The organism is Vreelandella populi (genome assembly GCF_003989825.1).
Taxonomy (GTDB): domain Bacteria; phylum Pseudomonadota; class Gammaproteobacteria; order Pseudomonadales; family Halomonadaceae; genus Vreelandella; species Vreelandella populi.
Window position 1 is genome coordinate 259,963 of sequence record NZ_RZHE01000003.1, and the last position, 17,423, is coordinate 277,385.

At 52.9% G+C, this 17,423-nt stretch carries 18 protein-coding genes; 14 read left to right on the forward strand and 4 right to left on the reverse strand.

The window, feature by feature from the left end:
• Positions 1 to 100: 100 nt before the first annotated feature.
• Positions 101 to 1,789, reverse strand: a complete 1,689-nt coding sequence (locus ELY25_RS02940; RefSeq protein WP_126949790.1) for an HD domain-containing phosphohydrolase — start codon at positions 1,787 to 1,789, stop codon at positions 101 to 103.
• 337 nt (positions 1,790 to 2,126) lie between these two features.
• Between ELY25_RS02940 and ELY25_RS02945 the strand changes: the two genes are divergently transcribed.
• Entirely contained in the window at positions 2,127 to 2,495 is a 369-nt protein-coding gene (locus ELY25_RS02945) for a flagellar protein FlaG (protein WP_126949791.1), read from the forward strand.
• An 85-nt stretch (positions 2,496 to 2,580) separates the two neighbouring features.
• On the opposite strand, the gene fliE is transcribed toward ELY25_RS02945, so the two are convergent.
• Entirely contained in the window at positions 2,581 to 2,913 is a 333-nt protein-coding gene (fliE, locus tag ELY25_RS02950; protein ID WP_126949792.1) for a flagellar hook-basal body complex protein FliE, read from the reverse strand.
• A gap of 255 nt (positions 2,914 to 3,168) precedes the next feature.
• Here fliE and fliF point away from each other — a divergent pair, with 255 nt between their 5' ends.
• The 13 genes from fliF (at position 3,169) to fliR (ending at position 14,411) form a co-directional block, all read left to right on the forward strand.
• Positions 3,169 to 4,926, forward strand: a complete 1,758-nt coding sequence (gene fliF, locus ELY25_RS02955) for a flagellar basal-body MS-ring/collar protein FliF (RefSeq protein ID WP_126949793.1) — start codon at positions 3,169 to 3,171, stop codon at positions 4,924 to 4,926.
• Positions 4,919 to 5,926 carry a flagellar motor switch protein FliG gene (gene fliG, locus ELY25_RS02960; RefSeq protein WP_126949794.1) on the forward strand — a complete coding sequence of 336 codons (1,008 nt, stop codon included), beginning with the start codon at positions 4,919 to 4,921 and terminating at the stop codon, positions 5,924 to 5,926. Before fliF ends, fliG begins: the two co-directional genes overlap by 8 nt.
• Positions 5,919 to 6,680 (forward strand): flagellar assembly protein FliH, encoded by a 762-nt coding sequence (locus ELY25_RS02965; protein ID WP_126949795.1) that lies wholly within the window; start codon positions 5,919 to 5,921, stop codon positions 6,678 to 6,680. The genes fliG and ELY25_RS02965 overlap by 8 nt, the downstream gene beginning before the upstream one ends.
• 11 nt (positions 6,681 to 6,691) lie before the next feature.
• Positions 6,692 to 8,086 (forward strand): flagellar protein export ATPase FliI, encoded by a 1,395-nt coding sequence (gene fliI, locus ELY25_RS02970; RefSeq protein WP_126949796.1) that lies wholly within the window; start codon positions 6,692 to 6,694, stop codon positions 8,084 to 8,086.
• Positions 8,083 to 8,535 carry a flagellar export protein FliJ gene (gene fliJ / locus ELY25_RS02975; protein ID WP_126949797.1) on the forward strand — a complete coding sequence of 151 codons (453 nt, stop codon included), beginning with the start codon at positions 8,083 to 8,085 and terminating at the stop codon, positions 8,533 to 8,535. The genes fliI and fliJ overlap by 4 nt, the downstream gene beginning before the upstream one ends.
• Before the next feature lie 19 nt (positions 8,536 to 8,554).
• Positions 8,555 to 9,886 carry a flagellar hook-length control protein FliK gene (locus tag ELY25_RS02980; RefSeq protein WP_185856277.1) on the forward strand — a complete coding sequence of 444 codons (1,332 nt, stop codon included), beginning with the start codon at positions 8,555 to 8,557 and terminating at the stop codon, positions 9,884 to 9,886.
• Positions 9,887 to 10,049: 163 nt separating this feature from the next.
• Positions 10,050 to 10,529, forward strand: coding sequence for a flagellar basal body-associated protein FliL (gene fliL / locus ELY25_RS02985; protein WP_126949799.1), 480 nt, complete (start codon positions 10,050 to 10,052; stop codon positions 10,527 to 10,529).
• Between the two features lie 20 nt (positions 10,530 to 10,549).
• Entirely contained in the window at positions 10,550 to 11,605 is a 1,056-nt protein-coding gene (gene fliM / locus ELY25_RS02990) for a flagellar motor switch protein FliM (protein ID WP_126949800.1), read from the forward strand.
• Positions 11,602 to 12,117 (forward strand): flagellar motor switch protein FliN, encoded by a 516-nt coding sequence (gene fliN / locus ELY25_RS02995; RefSeq protein ID WP_126949801.1) that lies wholly within the window; start codon positions 11,602 to 11,604, stop codon positions 12,115 to 12,117. Before fliM ends, fliN begins: the two co-directional genes overlap by 4 nt.
• Positions 12,114 to 12,557, forward strand: a complete 444-nt coding sequence (gene fliO, locus ELY25_RS03000) for a flagellar biosynthetic protein FliO (protein WP_126949802.1) — start codon at positions 12,114 to 12,116, stop codon at positions 12,555 to 12,557. The genes fliN and fliO overlap by 4 nt, the downstream gene beginning before the upstream one ends.
• 8 nt (positions 12,558 to 12,565) lie before the next feature.
• The gene (gene fliP, locus ELY25_RS03005) at positions 12,566 to 13,333 is read left to right on the forward strand and encodes a flagellar type III secretion system pore protein FliP (RefSeq protein WP_126949803.1); all 768 of its coding nucleotides are present in this window, start codon (positions 12,566 to 12,568) and stop codon (positions 13,331 to 13,333) included.
• Positions 13,334 to 13,345: 12 nt separating this feature from the next.
• On the forward strand, positions 13,346 to 13,615 hold the full coding sequence (gene fliQ, locus ELY25_RS03010) for a flagellar biosynthesis protein FliQ (protein WP_126949804.1): 270 nt from the start codon (positions 13,346 to 13,348) through the stop codon (positions 13,613 to 13,615).
• Positions 13,616 to 13,619: 4 nt separating this feature from the next.
• A complete protein-coding gene (gene fliR / locus ELY25_RS03015; RefSeq protein WP_126949805.1) occupies positions 13,620 to 14,411 on the forward strand; it encodes a flagellar biosynthetic protein FliR in 792 nt (263 codons plus the stop codon).
• Between the two features lie 61 nt (positions 14,412 to 14,472).
• Here fliR and flgL read toward each other — a convergent pair whose 3' ends face one another.
• Positions 14,473 to 15,738, reverse strand: coding sequence for a flagellar hook-associated protein FlgL (flgL, locus tag ELY25_RS03020; RefSeq protein WP_126949806.1), 1,266 nt, complete (start codon positions 15,736 to 15,738; stop codon positions 14,473 to 14,475).
• Between the two features lie 17 nt (positions 15,739 to 15,755).
• Positions 15,756 to 17,363, reverse strand: coding sequence for a flagellar hook-associated protein FlgK (gene flgK / locus ELY25_RS03025; RefSeq protein ID WP_126949807.1), 1,608 nt, complete (start codon positions 17,361 to 17,363; stop codon positions 15,756 to 15,758).
• Between the last annotated feature and the right edge of the window lie 60 nt (positions 17,364 to 17,423).

Here is a 17,423-nt window from a genome sequence, read left to right on the forward strand (position 1 = left end):
ACGGGCACATCATGCCCAGCTGTAAACTATATCGGCATTTTTGGGGCATACTTTAGCGCTTACCCCTACTTTTGCGTTGACTAACGGCCTAGCTCTCACCTTAAGCTGAAACGGCTATTTCCTGCGCCGGTTTTCCAAGCCTTTCCCGCACGTCGCCCCTTACCAGATTTCCAAGCGTATCACGCATGGGGGGCTCAACCTGCTGTGTTAGCCATACTTCGCTTGGCATACCAGCCTCATCCAAACGCGTTACCCACGCCAGTTGCTCACTGGTAAAGCGCACCAGAGAACCGACCGGCAGCCCTTTGAAATGCTCGATATAGCGCTTTACCCAGCGCACATCGAACTGATGAGGATGGTTTAAAAGATGACGATAGATCTGCTGAGTAGTTTTAGCCGGGCGATCAGGGCGGTCGCGTCGCATGGCTTCAACCACATCCACCACGGCACTGGCCTTGGCAAGCTCGTTGATATCTTCACCACTCAAGCCGCCTGGATAGCCACTACCATCCAGGCGCTCGTTAATCCCGCCAATGACCGCCTGGACAACGCTTACCGACAGCCACTGGCAATGCTGGAGACGATCGAGCAAAAGGGTCACATGTTCGATCATGGCCTGGCGGTGAGTCGCCTCAAAGCTCGGCGCTCTAAAAATGACCTGAGGCACCAGCGCCTTGCCCAAATCGTGGATCAAACCGCTGGCCACAATAGCTTTACGTATTTCGCGAGGCATATTAGCCCCCACCAGGTCCAGCAAATGCACCGCAACGGCAATATTATGACGCACCAGCATTGGTTCGAGAGACATGCAGCGAGAGGCGAACAATAATGCCTCACGATCCTCTTCATGAAGCGCCAACACGCGATCAGCGTTGCGTGATAACCGCCGGGCATCGATATCGCTACCCTGCTGCAAAAGCAGCAATTGGGCATCCAGATAAGCAGCCACCTTCACAAGCCGGCGCGCCATGGGGGTTGCATAGTGCTTTATATCCCGCCGCCCAACACGCTCCAGATTGCTCCGCTTATTGGATTGCTCAAATAGCGGTGAGGGCTGCCGTTCGTCCGTATTCTCCTGTTTGTAACGGGCCGTCTCACGCTCTATTTCACATACGAAGTACCACACTTGACGTTCTTGTTCGGCAGTCAATCTTGAAAACTCAAACCCAACGCGCAGCAAGTGCCTTTCCGGGTCAATTTTTTGATGGCGAACAATGCAATGACCCTCGAAATAGGTTCCGTCAGGAAAACTTAGTGCCAGCTTGTAAGGTCCATCCGTTTCCGCCAATACGCCGCTGGCGGTAAGGGGCAGCTCCAGTTGGCAGCCTTCCTGGGAAATATCCCGTAACTCACCTACGGCTGTATTACCTTGCACACCGAATAAGGTCGCAGTCACGGCCATCCCCAGGCGCAGCTCAGCTCGAAAGGATTCGCGGCGCTGCAAAACATCAACGGTCGCCGGGTAGTCGCTGCAGCATAAAAAACGCCCCCCAGAGCGGCGTGTTTCAGTGAGCGAAAGAAGAGGAGTGCGGACGATTTTATTTTGAGCCTGTGCATACAGATAAAATGCTTCGCCCTCCTGAAGGCGAGCTAACAGATAGTCGACCGATGACAGATCCATCACAAGTGCTTCACCCGCATGCTGTTCCATCAAGACGATCGGCTCAGCACTTGCACCAGGTGAGGCCATGCACAGCGATACGCCGCCGCTTTCAATCATGGCATTCAGTAGCGACTCAATTGCTGCCGGGTTGGCAATCGTCTTATATTCATCTTGCTGCGCTAGCATGTTCGTCTCGTTTTAGCGACCGCGTTAATCGGAAACTACCGTTCGAAATTGACTGCAAAGTGGCAAAGCATATCAGATGCTTTTTACATTAAACTCAGGTATTGCCCACGTCAGGCGATACTTATCTATCTCTTAAAAGGCCGAGCAACTCCATATTGATGCTCATACATACGGCCTGCTAATACGCCATCGCAATGCTGGCCATAAAGTTTATGTCGCATCAGCCGATGATATTGATGAAGCTCAATAACAGATGCCGGTATTTCGCTTCACTAAACTCAATCTTTATCAATGGGTAGTTAATATTTAGCGCTTAACTTCACAAGGAACGGTTGTCATGACATCACCGCTAACGGATACGATAACATCGCTACTAGCTGCTTCATCACCGCGCTTAACGCCGCAGCAGCGCTTGGATAGTACGTTAACCGAACTTTCTATTGCCGATAATACCTCTGCCCAAACGGCCGGCCATAAAGAGCCTATACACAAGGGTGAATTAGTTGAACCACTTCAGCGCATTAATACCGCCATGCGCCCCCTCGGGCTGGAGTTTGAGATGAGCGAACAATCATCGCGCATCATTACACGTGTTATTGATCGCGAATCGGGCGACGTTATTCGACAGATTCCTGCAGAGGAGGTCATATTGATCGCTGAGCGCCTGGAAGAAGTACAAGGCCGCCTTATTTCGCTAGAAGTATAAAAAGAAAGCTGAAAGAATGAGCGCATGAGCAGACTGCGCTCTTCCTGTCTTAGCTCTTAGCGTGACAAGCAAAAGACTTCAGCGATTACACCTGCATGTTCATCACATCGCGGTAAGCCGTTACCAAACGGTTGCGCACCTGAAGCCCCATCTGAAAGGCAACGCTCGCTTTTTGCATATCTACCATGACATCGTTCAGCTCAACGTTCGGCTCACCTGCCTGGAAAGCCATGGCCTTGGTATCAGCCGCTTTCTGAAGACGGTTGATGCGCTGAATAGATGCCTGCAGTTCACTGCCAAAACCGCCCTGCCCCACTGCTGTCGTGACATACCCACCTTTTAATGGCTGCGCTGCCGCCGCCTGTGTGGCCAGGCCCTGCATTTGCTGAAGCGCTGCCTGAATCGCCGGCGTACTCATACATATGCCTCATCGGCTTAAAATGAAAAGATGAGGAAGCCTAACACTACTCCTCCACCCCTCATACGAACAAATGAGTACCAAAAGCCAACCTTTTCGCTCATTTATGCTCGACATACGTCGGGATAATGGCGCCCATCACAATTCCGCCTCTTTTTGTTTGGCGGATAACCGCGATTGACGGATATAGCCTATGCCTTTTTTGGTGATGCGCCTGAGCCGACACCTGTTTTGCCTACCCCTCTGGAGGGACGCATGAGCGAAACTGGTGCATCAGCAGGCCGTCAAAACAGCACGACACAAAACGCCCCCCGCAGCAACTCGACAGGCAGCGACGCAAACAGCAAACCAGCGCTCGACCGCATGCTAGAACAGCTGCGCGGCAACCCGTTGGTAATGCTGCTTATTGCAGGCGCTGCTTCTATTGCTGTGGTTGCGGCACTTTTCATGTGGGCAAGTAGCCCTGACTATCGCGTCCTCTACAGCAACCTAAACGAAGCTGACGGGGGACGGATTATTGCCGAGCTTGATAGTCGCGGCGTGCCCTATCAGTTTAGTGAGGGTGGCCAGGCGCTGCTCGTGCCTAGCGACCAGATCCACACGCTAAGGTTACAGCTTGCCGAACAGGGCCTGCCCCGTGGCGGCAATCTCGGGCTTGAGTTAATGGATACCCAGGCCTTCGGGATCAGCCAATTTGCGGAACAGGTGAATTTTCAGCGAGGACTGGAAGGGGAACTTGCACGCTCCATTGAATCCCTTGGCCCCGTTGAGCGGGTTCGCGTTCATCTTTCACTGGCAAAGCCTTCGGTCTTTATTCGTGACCGCGAGCCAGCCAAGGCATCCGTAGTACTTACCCTACTCCCCGGCCGAGTGCTGGGCGATGGGCAAGTAAGTGCCATTGTTCATATGGTTTCCAGCAGTGTGCCGGAGCTTGCGGCAGAGAATGTCACGGTCGTCGATCAAAATGGACGGCTGCTGTCTGCCGATACGACAAAAGGCAATGACCTAGATGGCACTCAACTTGAGTATATCGCCGAGGTCGAACGCTCCTACCAGCGGCGTATTGAGCATATTCTTACCCCGCTATTGGGCAGTACCAACGTACGCGCTCAGGTCGCCGCACAGATTGATTTTTCTCGACGCGAACAAACTTCTGAGCGCTATGGCCCGAACCAGCCACCTAACGAAGCGGCCGTACGTAGCCGTCAGCTTAGCCTGTCGCTTGATGGTGAAGACCCTATGGCTAGCGGTATTCCCGGCGCCTTGAGCAATACGCCGCCCGGCACAGCGCTCTCGCCCATCAACCAGCCTGATGGCGAAGAGGGAGATGAGGAAGATACACCGCCCGACGCACTGCGGAGCCTGCGGCAGGAAGACGTGGTCAATTACGAAGTCGATCGCAGTGTTGAGCACGTTCAGCATCGGTTGGGGCAGGTACAAAGACTGTCAGCCGCGGTCGTGGTCAACTACCGTAATATCGTCAATGCGGATGGAGAGGTTGAGCGCGTTGCTTTAACAGACGTTGAAATTGAGCAAATTGAGCGTCTGGTTCAGCAGGCCATAGGTTTCTCCCAAATACGCGGTGACCAGATTGAAGTGGTGAACTCACCTTTCGCCGACACGCGCGAGGAGCTAGCTGAAACCGTCTGGTGGAAAGACTCGGACATCTTGGCCATTGCCAGCACTTTGGGCCGTTATCTAATGGTGGCGCTTGCCGCACTGCTGCTTTATCTGCTTATTTTGCGGCCTTTGATCAAACGTTACACCCAGACCCCGGTAGTCGCGCCAGCAGCAGAACCAGGGCGTACGCTCACTACTAGCGTGGGAGGCGGGGAAGATGACAGCGAAGACGAAATTGCCGATGAAGAAGATGATACCTACGGCAACAAGCCCAAGCGTCGACGTAAGACATCACTGTATGAGCATAACCTTAACGACCTACGCGAAATGGCTCAAGAAGACCCTCGCATGGTCGCCATGATCATTCGCAGCTGGATGAATGCTAATGAGTAGCGCAACGGCCGATATGACTGGGGCTCGTAAGAGCGCCATTCTGCTCCTAGCCCTGGACGAAGACAGCGCGGCTGAGGTCTTCAAGTACCTAAGTGCTAGTGAAGTACAAGAGATCAGTATGGAAATGGCGCGCCTGAACCAGGTGTCCCATGAAGATATGAAAGCGGTTTTAGAAGCGTTCCATCGCGAAACCGAAGAGTTTGTGGCGCTCAACCTTAATTCCAGTGAGCATATCCGCTCTGTACTTACCAAGGCCTTGGGCAGCGAGCGCGCCACAAGCCTGATTGAGGATATTCTCGAAACGACCGGCGGGAATTCAGGCATTGACACCCTTAATCTGATGGAAGCTACCATGGTAGCGGAGCTTATCAGAGATGAGCATCCACAGATTATCGCCACTATTCTGGTACACCTCGATCGCCATCAGGCAGCGAATATTCTTGAGTATTTTGGAGAGAAACTGCGTAACGATGTCGTGCTTCGCATCGCGACCTTTAGTGGCGTACAGCCAGCAGCACTTCAGGAGTTGACTGAAGTGCTGACCAGCATGCTGGATGGCCAGAACCTCAAGCGCAGCAAGATGGGCGGCGTAAGAACGGCAGCCGAGATACTCAACCTGATGAATTCATCTCAGGAAGAAACGGCGATCGAAACTGTCCGGGCACACAGCGAGGATCTTGCCCAAAAGATCATCGACGAAATGTTCCTTTTCGAGAATCTGCTCGACCTGGACAACCGTGCCATTCAAATGGTGCTTCAGGAAGTCGAAACCAACTCGCTGGTGGTGGCGCTCAAGGGTGCTCAAGACGCGCTGGTCGACAAATTCCTGCGCAATATGTCCCAGCGCGCCGCCGACCTGGTTCGCGAAGATATGGAAGCGCGCGGCCCCATACGCGTCTCGCAGGTGGAAACCGAACAGAAGGCTATCTTGCAGGTGGTTCGCCGCTTAGCAGACTCCGGTGAAATTGTCCTGGCTGGTGGAGATGACGAGTATGTCTAACTCGTCCCCCCCTGAGTTTGATCGCCATGGCAACTGGCGACGCTGGCAAATGGATGAACTTGGCTCATCAAGCGATATGGGCCATCAAGCGTCTAACGTTGGGCCTAGCGCGCATCAGCGCAAGGTGCTGGCCGCTCAAAAGGCAGCGGAGCAAGCGCACCAGCGTGAACAGCAAGAGCGCCAGGCACTTTATGAGCGCCTTCGCCAAGAGGCAGAAGAGGCAGGCTACCAGGCAGGCCTTGAAAAAGGTCATGCCGAGGGAATGGCAAAAGGGCTGGAAGAGGGTCGCGCCCAGGCTCGTGATGAGCTAAAGGAGCAGACTCGTCAAACGATAGCTCCGCTGCAGGCATTGGCCAAACAGTTTTCCGATGCCTTGGAACGCATTGATGAGGTAGTCGCTCATGATCTGGTCGAACTTGCTATGGCTACAGGCAAACAGCTTGCCGGTGAAGCCCTGCAGGAAACACCTGGGCAGGTTTTAAATATTGTTCGTGAGCTTTTACATACCGAGCCACCCCTGGTAGGTCAGCAGCGCTTATGGTTAAACCCCGATGACCATACCGTGGTGGAAGCTCACCTGGGCAACGAACTCAGTGCTGCAAACTGGAAGTTACAGCCTGATGATCAGCTGGCTCGGGGCGGCTGTCGGGTCACTAGCGCTCAAGGTGAATTGGATGCGACCTTTGAAAGCCGTTGGCAAGCGATACAGGCTCAGGCCCGTAAGCGTCATTCATCCAATGCCATGTCTTCATAGGCGGATCACCCATGCCTGATTCTACTTGTCCTCACCAGCATCGTTGGCATAAAGCGTTACGCCGCACCACGCAGCGGGTGAGCCATCTGCCGCGCCATCGCAGCAGTGGGCGAGTAACACGCGCGACCGGTATGGTGATTGAAGTGATCGGTCTACGTGTAGCCGTGGGCAGCGCCTGTCGTATAGAACTGCCAGGGCCAGATGGCCGCTTGGCTGATAGTGACAGGCATGCCGAAGCGGAAGTTGTGGGATTTGCTGGTGACAAACTTTTCCTTATGCCGTTGGAGGAAATTTCTGGCCTGATGCCCGGCGCCCGCGTTTCTCCAATTGGCGATGGCAGCGGTCATAGCGCCCGCCGTTTCCCTATTGGTGATGAGCTTTTGGGTCGCGTTCTAGACGGTAATGGCAAGCCGCTGGATGATCGTGAAAGCGTTGAAGACGTACCTCATGCCACGCTCAGCTCAGCGCCACTTAACCCGCTCTCGCGTGCGCCGATTGAAGATCAGATCGACGTGGGCATTCGCGCGATCAATGCGCTTTTAAGCGTTGGTCGAGGCCAGCGGATGGGGCTATTTGCAGGCTCGGGGGTGGGCAAGTCGGTACTGCTTGGCATGATGGCCCGCTACACCCAGGCCGATGTCATCGTGGTAGGCCTGATTGGTGAACGTGGCCGAGAGGTGCAGGATTTTATTGATCATATTCTAGGCCCTGAGGGCAGACGCCGCTCAGTGGTAGTGGCAGCCCCTGCCGATACATCTCCGCTGCAACGTCTTCAAGGAGCAGCCTATGCCACGCGCCTTGCCGAGGGGTTTCGTGATGCAGGCCGTAACGTTCTACTGATCATGGACTCACTTACGCGCTATGCCATGGCCCAGCGGGAGATCGCCCTAGCCATTGGTGAGCCCCCAGCGACCAAGGGGTATCCACCTTCGGTATTTGCCAAATTGCCCGGTCTGGTTGAGCGTGCCGGCAATGCCGAGCGCGGTGGTGGGTCCATTACCGCGTTTTATACCGTACTGACGGAAGGCGATGATCAGCAAGATCCTATTGCTGATTCAGCCCGGGCGATTTTAGATGGTCATATTGTGCTATCGCGCAACCTGGCCGAAGCCGGTCATTATCCAGCGATTGATATTGAAGCCTCTATCAGTCGTGCCATGACAGCGATTGCGACACCCGAACAGTTGCAAGAGGCGCGGCTTTTCAAACAGATGTTTTCTCGCTACCAGCGTAATCGCGATCTGATCAGCGTTGGGGCTTACAGCCCGGGACACGACCCCAGGCTTGATGAAGCGGTGAACCTTTTCCCCGCACTGGAGCGTTTTCTTCAACAGAACATTGATGAGCGATCAGCGCTTGAAGAGTCACACCAAGCACTGCACGCCGTGGTGGGAGGCCGAACATGAGTCATTCACAGCTTGAGATGCTAACAGGCATGGCTAAAGATGCCCGCGACCAGGCTGGCAAATTGCTCGCCCATGAGCGCCAGACCGAACAGCAAACGGCCGCCCAACTGCAATCGCTTAATCAGTACCGAGCGGAATATGCCGAGCGCTTGCAAAAGGCAATGCGTGAAGGCATAGATCCGGCCACCATGTACAATTACCAGCAATTTCTAGCGTCACTTGACGCGGCGTTAAGCCGTGCCCGCCAGGCCTTAATCGCTCAGCAGCAGCGGGTTCAACAAAGCCAACAGCATTGGCAGCAGGAGCAGCGCAAACTCTCCTCCTACGACACGTTGACCTCACGCAGGCTATCGGAAGAGCATCGCCGTCTCGAACGCTCTGAGCAAAAAACCAACGATGAGCTGGTAACGGGCCGCTTGGCTCGCCAACGCAATGAGACACCGCACTAGCGGCCCCGGAGAACACGACATGAATATACAGCTATTGCTTTCAGGGGCACAAAACCAAGGTTCGTCCTCGACAGCCAAGCAACCACTATCCAACACCCTGGACTCTTCCCAAGGTATTTTTCGTCAGGCGCTTTCTCAAGCAGCTAATGCGCCGTTACGCTCAACCGATGTACACACCTCCAATGCCGAGCCAGCCACGGCCTTGGCACAACAGCTGCAAGACCTTGGCGTTGAAATTGGCGAAGACGACCTTGCCTCACTGCTGGGCCAACTTTCACTGGCAGGTGATGAGGCGATGGATTCTCAGCTGGCGCTAGATACGCCAACTAATGAAGCATTAACGCCTCTTGAAGAAATTGCTGAACGCCTAAAGCTGGTGGCCGTGTTCTCCGAAATGCCAGCAGCACAGGATTCGCTCGTTGCAGTGCCGACACTTGAAAGCATTGCGCAGCAGTTAGCTATTAGCGAAGAAAAAGCAGCCGATCTTATTAGTGCTCTGGACCAGTTGATTGACCCTACAGAAAGTGAGTTCGCCTCAGTCAGCAGTGCATTAAGCACCCTGCTCGCCCCGTTACAGGGCGATAATAAACAGGTAGCTAATGCGCCGGCAGAATCGTTTCGCTATGCGTCTTCCTCACTGGCATCCACCGCACAATCGGTTCTTGGTAGGGTGAGCGACTGGGACACCACGCTTTCAAAGCCCTTGAATACATCGGCGCCGGTTAGCGGCCATCAACCGGCCCCGCTGTCCAATGCACAAGAAGCACTGGCAACGCAGGCTTTTCTCGCGCCGCTTGGCAACCGCGAGATTGCCCCTGCATTTGAGGACTTAGCGCCTTTGCGTCCCAACCAGCTGGCTGCCAGCTTTCAGCCATCGGCTCCAGCAAGCCAAGCCAGTACAATGCTGAGCCCTTTTATCAGCACTTCTGTTACTAGCCCCGCCTGGCCTTCGCAACTTGGCCAACAGCTGGTTCAGTTTACCCAGCGCGGCGGTGAACAGCAGGTACAGATGCAGCTGCACCCGGCAGAGCTTGGGCCGCTAGCCATTACGTTGAAAGTCACCGAGCAGGGTACACAAGCGCACTTTTTATCCGCGCATGCGCAGGTTCGTCAGATAGTCGAACAGGCTATTCCTCAGCTTCGCGAAACGCTTGCGGAACAGGGCATATCACTAGGCGAAACCTCGGTTGGCGAACAGCAGAACCCCCAGGAACAAGCCTTTGCCCAGCAGGGTAAAGGGAGCGGTTCAGCTGGCAAGGGTAGCGTTACTGGCAGTGATAGCGCCGTGGTCCTGCCAGTCAGTGAAAACACAGCATTGATGGCTGATGGCCGGGTCGATCTCTACGCCTGATCATCAGCACGATGAGTAAAAGCGCACAAGCGGCACTGGTGCAAAACAGCTAAACCAAAAGATAGGCTTGCCAAGCGAGCCTGTTCATTTCATCGCCCACAGCCACATTAGGCATAATGCTTGCCATGTAGCATGTGTAGTGATTATGGAAACGGAAAGTCAAATGGCTGAAAAGAAAAGCGGCGGGTCCAAAAAACTGCTCTGGATAATGATTGTTCTGGTGCTACTCTCCTCGGCAGGCGCAGCGGCAGCCATTTATATGGTGCTGGACCAGCGTGATACTCACGATGTTGAGGGCGAGCCCCAAAAGCCGTCGAAGCGTGAAACACCGGTCTTTACGCGTATTGATCCCTTTACAGTTAACCTCGCCGATGATCGATACGGCTCGCGCTTACTGTATACAGGCATTACGCTGCGCGTGGGTAATGAAGAGAGTAAGGCTATTATTGAAGAGCATATGCCTCAGGTACGTAGCCGATTGCTGATCTTGCTATCAGGCAAGCAGGCAAGCGAACTCACCTCCACTGAAGGCAAGGAGCAGTTGGCGCAGTCTATTATTAGTCGTCTTGGCGTCCCTTTAACGGAAAACCAGCCGCCGCTTGATTTGCGTGAAGTGCTGTTTACCGAATTTATTGTGCAATAACCCGGGAACTGGAGCCGTTCATGTCGCAGGACGATCTACTGTCCCAGGAAGAGATTGACGCCTTACTGAAAGGCGTCAGTGGTGATGATGAGCCATCGGCATCATCGTCACAGTCGAAAGAAGAGGCGCGAATTCGCCCTTATGATCCTTCGACACAACACCGGGTCATTCGTGAGCGCCTACATGCGCTCGATTTTATTAATGAACGTTTTGCCCGTTACTTCCGTAACGGTCTGTTCAATTTGCTTCGGCGTAGTGCCGACATCACGGTTGAGTCCGTACGCTACCAGAGCTTTAGCGAATTCTCACGTAATGTGCCGGTGCCGACCAACCTTAACCTGGTGTCGATGAAGCCCTTACGTGGCTCAGCGCTGGTAGTGTTCCCCCCTAACCTGGTGTTTATGGTGGTGGACAACCTGTTTGGCGGAGATGGGCGCTTTGTTACCAAGTCAGACGGCCGTGAGTTTACCAATACGGAGCAGCGTATTATTCACCGCCTGCTGAATCTGGCCATTGATGCCTATCAGGAAGCCTGGAAGGTCGTGTATCCGCTTGACGTTAACTTTATGCGTTCTGAGGTGCAGTCCAAGTTTGCCAATATTACCAACTCTCCTAACGAGATTGTGGTAAATACCAAGTTCAATATTGAGGTGGGCAACCTTTCAAGCAACTTCCAGATTTGCATGCCCTACGCCATGATTGAGCCGTTGCGCGACTTGCTTGCCAACCCCATCAATGACAGCAATCACGATCATGACGGCACCTGGTCACGGCGTATGGCCAGTGAGTTACGCCAATCAGAAGTTGAACTGGTAGCCGAGTTTGCTCAAATACCCAGCCGCATTGCTCACGTAATGGGGCTGAAGCAAGGCGACGTACTGCCACTGGACATTCCCAATACGATTACCGCTCGTGTTGACGGTGTCCCTGTGATGGAGTGCGAATATGGTAGTCAACGCCAACAGCGTGCGCTGCGCGTACTCCGTATGATCGACCATGCCGCCATGAATAACGTATCGTCAAAGGACTTTATTAAAGGTTCGACGCGACAGAAAGCCAAGGAACCCAAAGCATGACTGATCCTAATAAACCCGATCAAAATGTCTCCGACGACGATTGGGCGGACGCCATGTCTGAACAAGAAGAGACGTCAAATACCGCAGATATCGCCGATGAGGAAGATCCGTGGGCAGCCGCGATGGCAGAGCAGGAAGCCGCCGAGGAAGAGCAGGCTCCCAGCGACCCAGCTCCTGATACCTCAGCTGCCAAAGCTGCAAGCGATGAGATTTTCAGACCCCTGAGCCCAGCGGTTGGCAATGAGCAGTCCCGGGATCTTGAAATGATCATGGACATTCCGGTCAAACTGACTGTCGAGCTTGGCCGCACCAAGTTGACCATTAAACAGCTGCTTGAACTTGCTCAGGGCTCAGTTATTGAGCTGGAAGGGCTGGCAGGCGAACCCATGGACATTCTGATTAACGGTTACTTAATTGCCCAAGGCGAGGTGGTGGTCATCGAAGACAAGTATGGTATTCGTATTACGGAGATCATTACTCCTTCTGAGCGTATCCACAAGCTTAACCGATGAGTGTCGAAACAGCGCCGCTACAAAATGATGCATTAGATGCGCTGGGCAATGGTAGCGACGCGTTCGTGGGCCTGGCAATGTTGGGTAAGACGGCCGCCGCCCTGGCATTTGTTATTGCGCTTATTCTACTTTGCACGGCGTTATTAAAGCGTTGGCAGAACACGCGCATTCATCAGGGCGCCCATCTTCGTGTCATCACCAGCACCGCCGTGGGCAGCCGCGAGCGGGTTGTCGTGGTGGAAATAGAAGATACCTGGCTGGTGCTTGGCGTCAGCGGCGGGCGTATCACCAAGCTCCATGAGCGTCCGGCGCCAGATGAACGCCCAGTTGACGATGCTGCTCCTCCCCATCATACCGTACGCTTTGCACAACGGCTCTCCCAGGCGCTTGCCAAACATCGGCGTAATCGCGCTGACGACGACCCACATCAAACACCATGAGGCATAGGATGCGCTCTCCCTGGCCCTATTGGCAGCGTTGGCTGCTATTTGGTATTGCTATCGCGCTTTGTACGTTGGCAGGCTCAGCCAGCGCTCAGCAGTTGCCCGGCATTATTTCGCAACCGATGGAAGATGGCGGGCAACAATGGTCATTGTCCCTTCAGACGCTACTATTTTTAAGCTCGCTGGCGTTTCTGCCTGCCATGCTGCTAATGATGACCAGCTTCACGCGCATTATTATCGTGTTGAGCCTTTTACGCACAGCGATGGGTACTCAGTCCACACCTCCCAATCAGGTATTGCTGGGTATCGCACTGTTTTTAACCTTTTTTATTATGTCGCCGGTACTGGCTCAGGTGTACGACACTGCCTGGCAGCCATTATCCAATGAGACGATCAATTTTGAGGAGTTTTTGGTTCGCGCGCAGCTGCCGTTTCGTGAGTTTATGCTTGCCCAGACCCGGGAGCCCGACCTTGCGCTGTTCGTACGTCTGGCCGATGTAGGCCCTTTACAAGGCCCTGAGGAGCTGCCCATTCGAGTGCTTCTACCCGCCTTTGTAACCAGCGAGCTTAAAACGGCTTTTCAAATTGGCTTTACTGTTTTTATTCCTTTTTTGATTATTGATTTGGTCGTAGCGAGTACCCTGATGGCACTAGGCATGATGATGGTGCCGCCGGTAACCATTTCACTACCGTTTAAATTGATGCTTTTTATACTGGTCGACGGCTGGCAATTGATCATTGGCTCACTGGCCGAAAGCTTTTACGTGCTTTAAAGGAGCAATGAGATGACCCCAGAAATGGTAATGAGCATGGCGTATCAGGGCATGCGTGTAACGCTGTTTCTTGCAGGTCCTGTATTGCTGGCGGCACTCTTCACGGGTCTGATTATCAGCCTCTTTCAAGCGGCTACTCAGATCAATGAAATGACGCTGACGTTTATTCCTAAGATATTGGCGGTGTTTGCTGTTTTAGTGCTGGCAGGTCCCTGGTTGATTGGCCTGATCACTGATTTTACCTATCGACTGTTTACCAATATTCCCAACATGGTGATGTAGCCTTGTGGTAGAGGTCACCTTTGCCCAGCTGCAGGGCTGGTTAATCGCATTTCTATGGCCGTTTGCGCGTATTACCGCTTTTATGGCCGTGGCCCCCCTATGGGGGCATTCCAGCATCCCTAACCAGGCCAAAGTGGGTCTTGCGGCCCTGGTGGTCATTGTTGTTGCACCTATCCTGCCTGCCATGCCCAGTGTTGCGATCATGTCTTGGGCTGGTGTAGGTATCATGATAGAGCAGATCATTATCGGCCTGGCCATGGGACTGGTCATGCACATCATATTTGCCGTTGTTCAGGCAGCGGGCGAGTATATCGGTTTGCAAATGGGGCTGGGATTCGCCAGTTTTTTTGACGCTTCAAGCGGCACCAACATCATGGTGCTATCACGCATTCTCTACATGATTACGTTGCTGATGTTTCTAGCCTTTAATGGCCATTTGATGGTGCTTGAAACGCTGGTCATGAGCTTTGAAACACTGCCTATCGGTATGCAAGGTCTTAACCCGAATGGCTTTGAGCTGTTGGCCCGATATGCAGGCACTATTTTTGCTTCTGGAATGTTACTGGCACTGCCGCTAGTGGCGCCTTTACTGATTATCAATTTTTCTCTAGGTATTCTTAACCGCTCTGCCCCTCAGCTTACGGTATTTAATATCGGTTTTCCCACGTCGTTAATCGTGGGCCTAACGCTAATGATGGTGCTTATGACGGATATAGGTCGCTTTTTGCAGAGACTCTTTAGCCAGGGTCTTGGAATGATGCAAACGCTAATAGAAACCATGGCCCCTTTAAACTAAACCCCCTTGAAGTTGCTAGCCTCAAGAGGGATTAGTTGATAGTAGGAGCTTACGCCCTGATCTACATGTAATTGAACAGCGACATGCTTTTCATATCCACAAACGTTTTCTGAGAGGCCTGTAAGCCTACCTGCCGTAAGCTGTATTCGGAAATTGCTTCCGCGTAATCCAGATCCACCAGATCAGACAGCGTCTGCGTGTAGTTCATCATTCGGTTTACGCCCACGGCGTCGATAACATCCAATTCGTTAAGCCGAGCACCCGCAGACGCTCGAACAGATGAAATATTATCGAACGCATTGTCGAGCTCACGAATGGAGGAGTTAAGCGTGTTACGCCGCTGCGCTTTATCGACATCGTTCTCGGCTGGGTTTTCCAGTACACGAATGGCTGACTCAAGCGTTCTAAATAGGTCGGGGCCGCGCTGCTCACTATTCGCTTTGGCCACCAAAATCTGATCGCCGCTTTGCGCTTTCCCTTCAAGCGAAATATTCATTCCACCAAATGAGATCTGCTGTTTGCCCGAGCCATCCTGGGCATACGGCTGCTCAACCTGGCCCGGGATGCCGCCCCACGTGCCTGCTGCCTTGTCAAAGCGCTCTACGGTGTAAGTAGGCGCTTCTTCAGTTCCACCGAATGAAAGACGATAGTCACTCCCGTAACCCTCATCGTTAACATTGGTTATCTGGGGACCTATAAAAGTCACGCTGCCAGCATTAAAAGAATTGTCTTCCTTGATGGCGGTAGCAACATAGCCTGCTCCACTTGGAACGCTCTGGAAGATGGCCTTGCCATTGTCACCCACCGGTATACGGCGTGATGCATCAACCTGCTGCTCGCGATTAATATCGCCACCGATATAACTTATATTTCCTTCCGTTGTTCTGGTAAATGGAGGGGCATTATCTTTATAGCCTCCAAAGAGGTAGCTGCCATTACCATCGGCGGCATTCGCTTGACCAATCAAGGTCTCATAGACCCCTTTTAACTCACTAGCAATAGAAGCGCGGTTAGAGTCGGTTAAAGCATCGCTGGATGCCTGGATCAGAAGCGATTTTGCACTGCTGATAGCGTCAGTCATGCTATGGAGGACGCTTTCACTCTGTTGAATAGAGTTGCGCGCCGAAACACGTGCGTTCTTGTACTGCTCATTCATAGACATCGACTGATCGACTCCCACAGCCCGCGAAGCGGCCTGTGGGTTGTCGGACGGGTTAACCACTTTTCGCCCGCTGGCAAGCTGTTGATTAACCTTCAAGAAATCGCTCTGCTGGCGATTCATAGATGCCGTGCTCTGCTCGAACATGGTGACGCTGCTAATACGCATAATAGGAACTCCTAAAATTAGCTACGCAGGTTCAGGATGGTATCCATAATGGAGCCTGCAGTATCAATAACCCGCGCATTAGCCATATAGTACTGTTGGTAACGAATCAGGTTGGCGGCCTCTTCATCCAGATTGACCCCGGATTCTGACTGCTGAACAGCGCGCAATTGATCTGTCAGCCCCTGGCGGGCCTCTAGGTTTACCTGAGTAATATTAGCGCGGTTACCTACATCACTCACCAGGGCGCCATAAGCACCGCTTACCGATGCGCTACCACCCACAATATTTTTACTTTGAAGCTCTTGAAGCGCCAAGGCGTTTCGATTGTCGCCGGAAGAAGCTTCCGAGCCGGCGGCGATCTTGTCAAGATCCGTGATATTGACATCCATACCACTGCCGGCGCGTCGTACAGGCTGGACTTCAAACGTATCGCCATTAACAGGCATGCTTGCAAAAGAAATATTGATACCACCAAATGAAAGCGTATCGTTTTCCCATTCAAAATCGACGCTGGCACCGCTGTCGTTACGCTTCACGGTAAAAGCATCATCGCTATAGCTGACGGTATAATCGGTAGCACGCAGTTGATTTATATTAGCGGCATCGAATTCAATCGAAGCTATATCGGTACTATTACCCATGTGGCTGTACGCCTGGGGAGTACGCACGCGGAATAAGTCTTCGCCTTCGTTCCCGTTGAGATCAATACCCTGCTTGTGCTGTTCGTTGAAGGCCACCGACAGCGAAACGGCTAGCTGACCGATCTGGTTCTGAGTCTTGTCCAGCGTTTCAGAGCGGAAGGCCATTAGCCCGCCAAGCGCGCCGCCTTTAATGGCCGACTCATCTAGCTGAATAACATTGCCGCCGCCATCCCGATAGCCCACCACGGTGCGCTGAGGGTCATAGCCAGCCTGCATGGTAGTAAGCTTGAATGAGTTGGTACCAGTAACCAGCGGCTGACCGTTGGGAAGGCTGATATTGTAGGTCTTGCCATCCTGAACGTTCAGACGTAGATCCATACGCTCATTGAGATCAGATACCAGCTGGTCACGCTGGTTCAGCAGGCTGTTGGGCGCTTCACCCGAGCGTGCCCGGGCAAGGGATATCTCTTTATTCAGCCCGGCAATCTGCTCGACCGTATTATTAACCTGAGTAACTTCATCCTTGATCTGATTATTGATGTTGCTCTGCATATCCTGCAGGTAGCCATCAAAAGAACGGAACTGGGAACTCAAAGTATTGGCAGTTCCCAACACGCCCTGGCGAGCCGCCGGATCAGAAGGCGCACTTGCTACCGCATCTAGAGAAGAGAAAAAATTCTGCATCAGCGGTGATAGACCCGCTTCACGATCAGCCAACAGATTATCAATCTGTGAAATCTGATTGTTGTAGGTATTCAGCGCGCTCGATTGGGTTTTGGCATTGTTTAGCTGATTGGCCACATAGGTATTGAACTGTCGCTCGATACTGTCAACGCGAACGCCGCCGCCAACACGCCCCTCGCCCAGTTGGGCGAGTTCGCGGTTATAGCCGGGTGTAAACACATTACTAATATTGTTACTGGTGGTGTTGAGGGCGTTCTGGGCGGCATTAAGGCCGCTTAAACCAACAGAAAACATACTCATAATTTATATCCTCAGACCGATAGCTATTTTATCGGCAGCTTCCTGAAAAACTTGAGAACC

Coding starts and splice junctions, on each gene's coding strand:
- ELY25_RS02940 (WP_126949790.1), bottom strand. CDS start 1,789: ATGCTAGCGCAGCAAGATGAATATAAGACGATTGCCAACCCGGCAGCA.
- ELY25_RS02945 (WP_126949791.1), top strand. CDS start 2,127: ATGACATCACCGCTAACGGATACGATAACATCGCTACTAGCTGCTTCA.
- fliE (WP_126949792.1), bottom strand. CDS start 2,913: ATGAGTACGCCGGCGATTCAGGCAGCGCTTCAGCAAATGCAGGGCCTG.
- fliF (WP_126949793.1), top strand. CDS start 3,169: ATGAGCGAAACTGGTGCATCAGCAGGCCGTCAAAACAGCACGACACAA.
- fliG (WP_126949794.1), top strand. CDS start 4,919: ATGAGTAGCGCAACGGCCGATATGACTGGGGCTCGTAAGAGCGCCATT.
- ELY25_RS02965 (WP_126949795.1), top strand. CDS start 5,919: ATGTCTAACTCGTCCCCCCCTGAGTTTGATCGCCATGGCAACTGGCGA.
- fliI (WP_126949796.1), top strand. CDS start 6,692: ATGCCTGATTCTACTTGTCCTCACCAGCATCGTTGGCATAAAGCGTTA.
- fliJ (WP_126949797.1), top strand. CDS start 8,083: ATGAGTCATTCACAGCTTGAGATGCTAACAGGCATGGCTAAAGATGCC.
- ELY25_RS02980 (WP_185856277.1), top strand. CDS start 8,555: ATGAATATACAGCTATTGCTTTCAGGGGCACAAAACCAAGGTTCGTCC.
- fliL (WP_126949799.1), top strand. CDS start 10,050: ATGGCTGAAAAGAAAAGCGGCGGGTCCAAAAAACTGCTCTGGATAATG.
- fliM (WP_126949800.1), top strand. CDS start 10,550: ATGTCGCAGGACGATCTACTGTCCCAGGAAGAGATTGACGCCTTACTG.
- fliN (WP_126949801.1), top strand. CDS start 11,602: ATGACTGATCCTAATAAACCCGATCAAAATGTCTCCGACGACGATTGG.
- fliO (WP_126949802.1), top strand. CDS start 12,114: ATGAGTGTCGAAACAGCGCCGCTACAAAATGATGCATTAGATGCGCTG.
- fliP (WP_126949803.1), top strand. CDS start 12,566: ATGCGCTCTCCCTGGCCCTATTGGCAGCGTTGGCTGCTATTTGGTATT.
- fliQ (WP_126949804.1), top strand. CDS start 13,346: ATGACCCCAGAAATGGTAATGAGCATGGCGTATCAGGGCATGCGTGTA.
- flgL (WP_126949806.1), bottom strand. CDS start 15,738: ATGCGTATTAGCAGCGTCACCATGTTCGAGCAGAGCACGGCATCTATG.
- flgK (WP_126949807.1), bottom strand. CDS start 17,363: ATGAGTATGTTTTCTGTTGGTTTAAGCGGCCTTAATGCCGCCCAGAAC.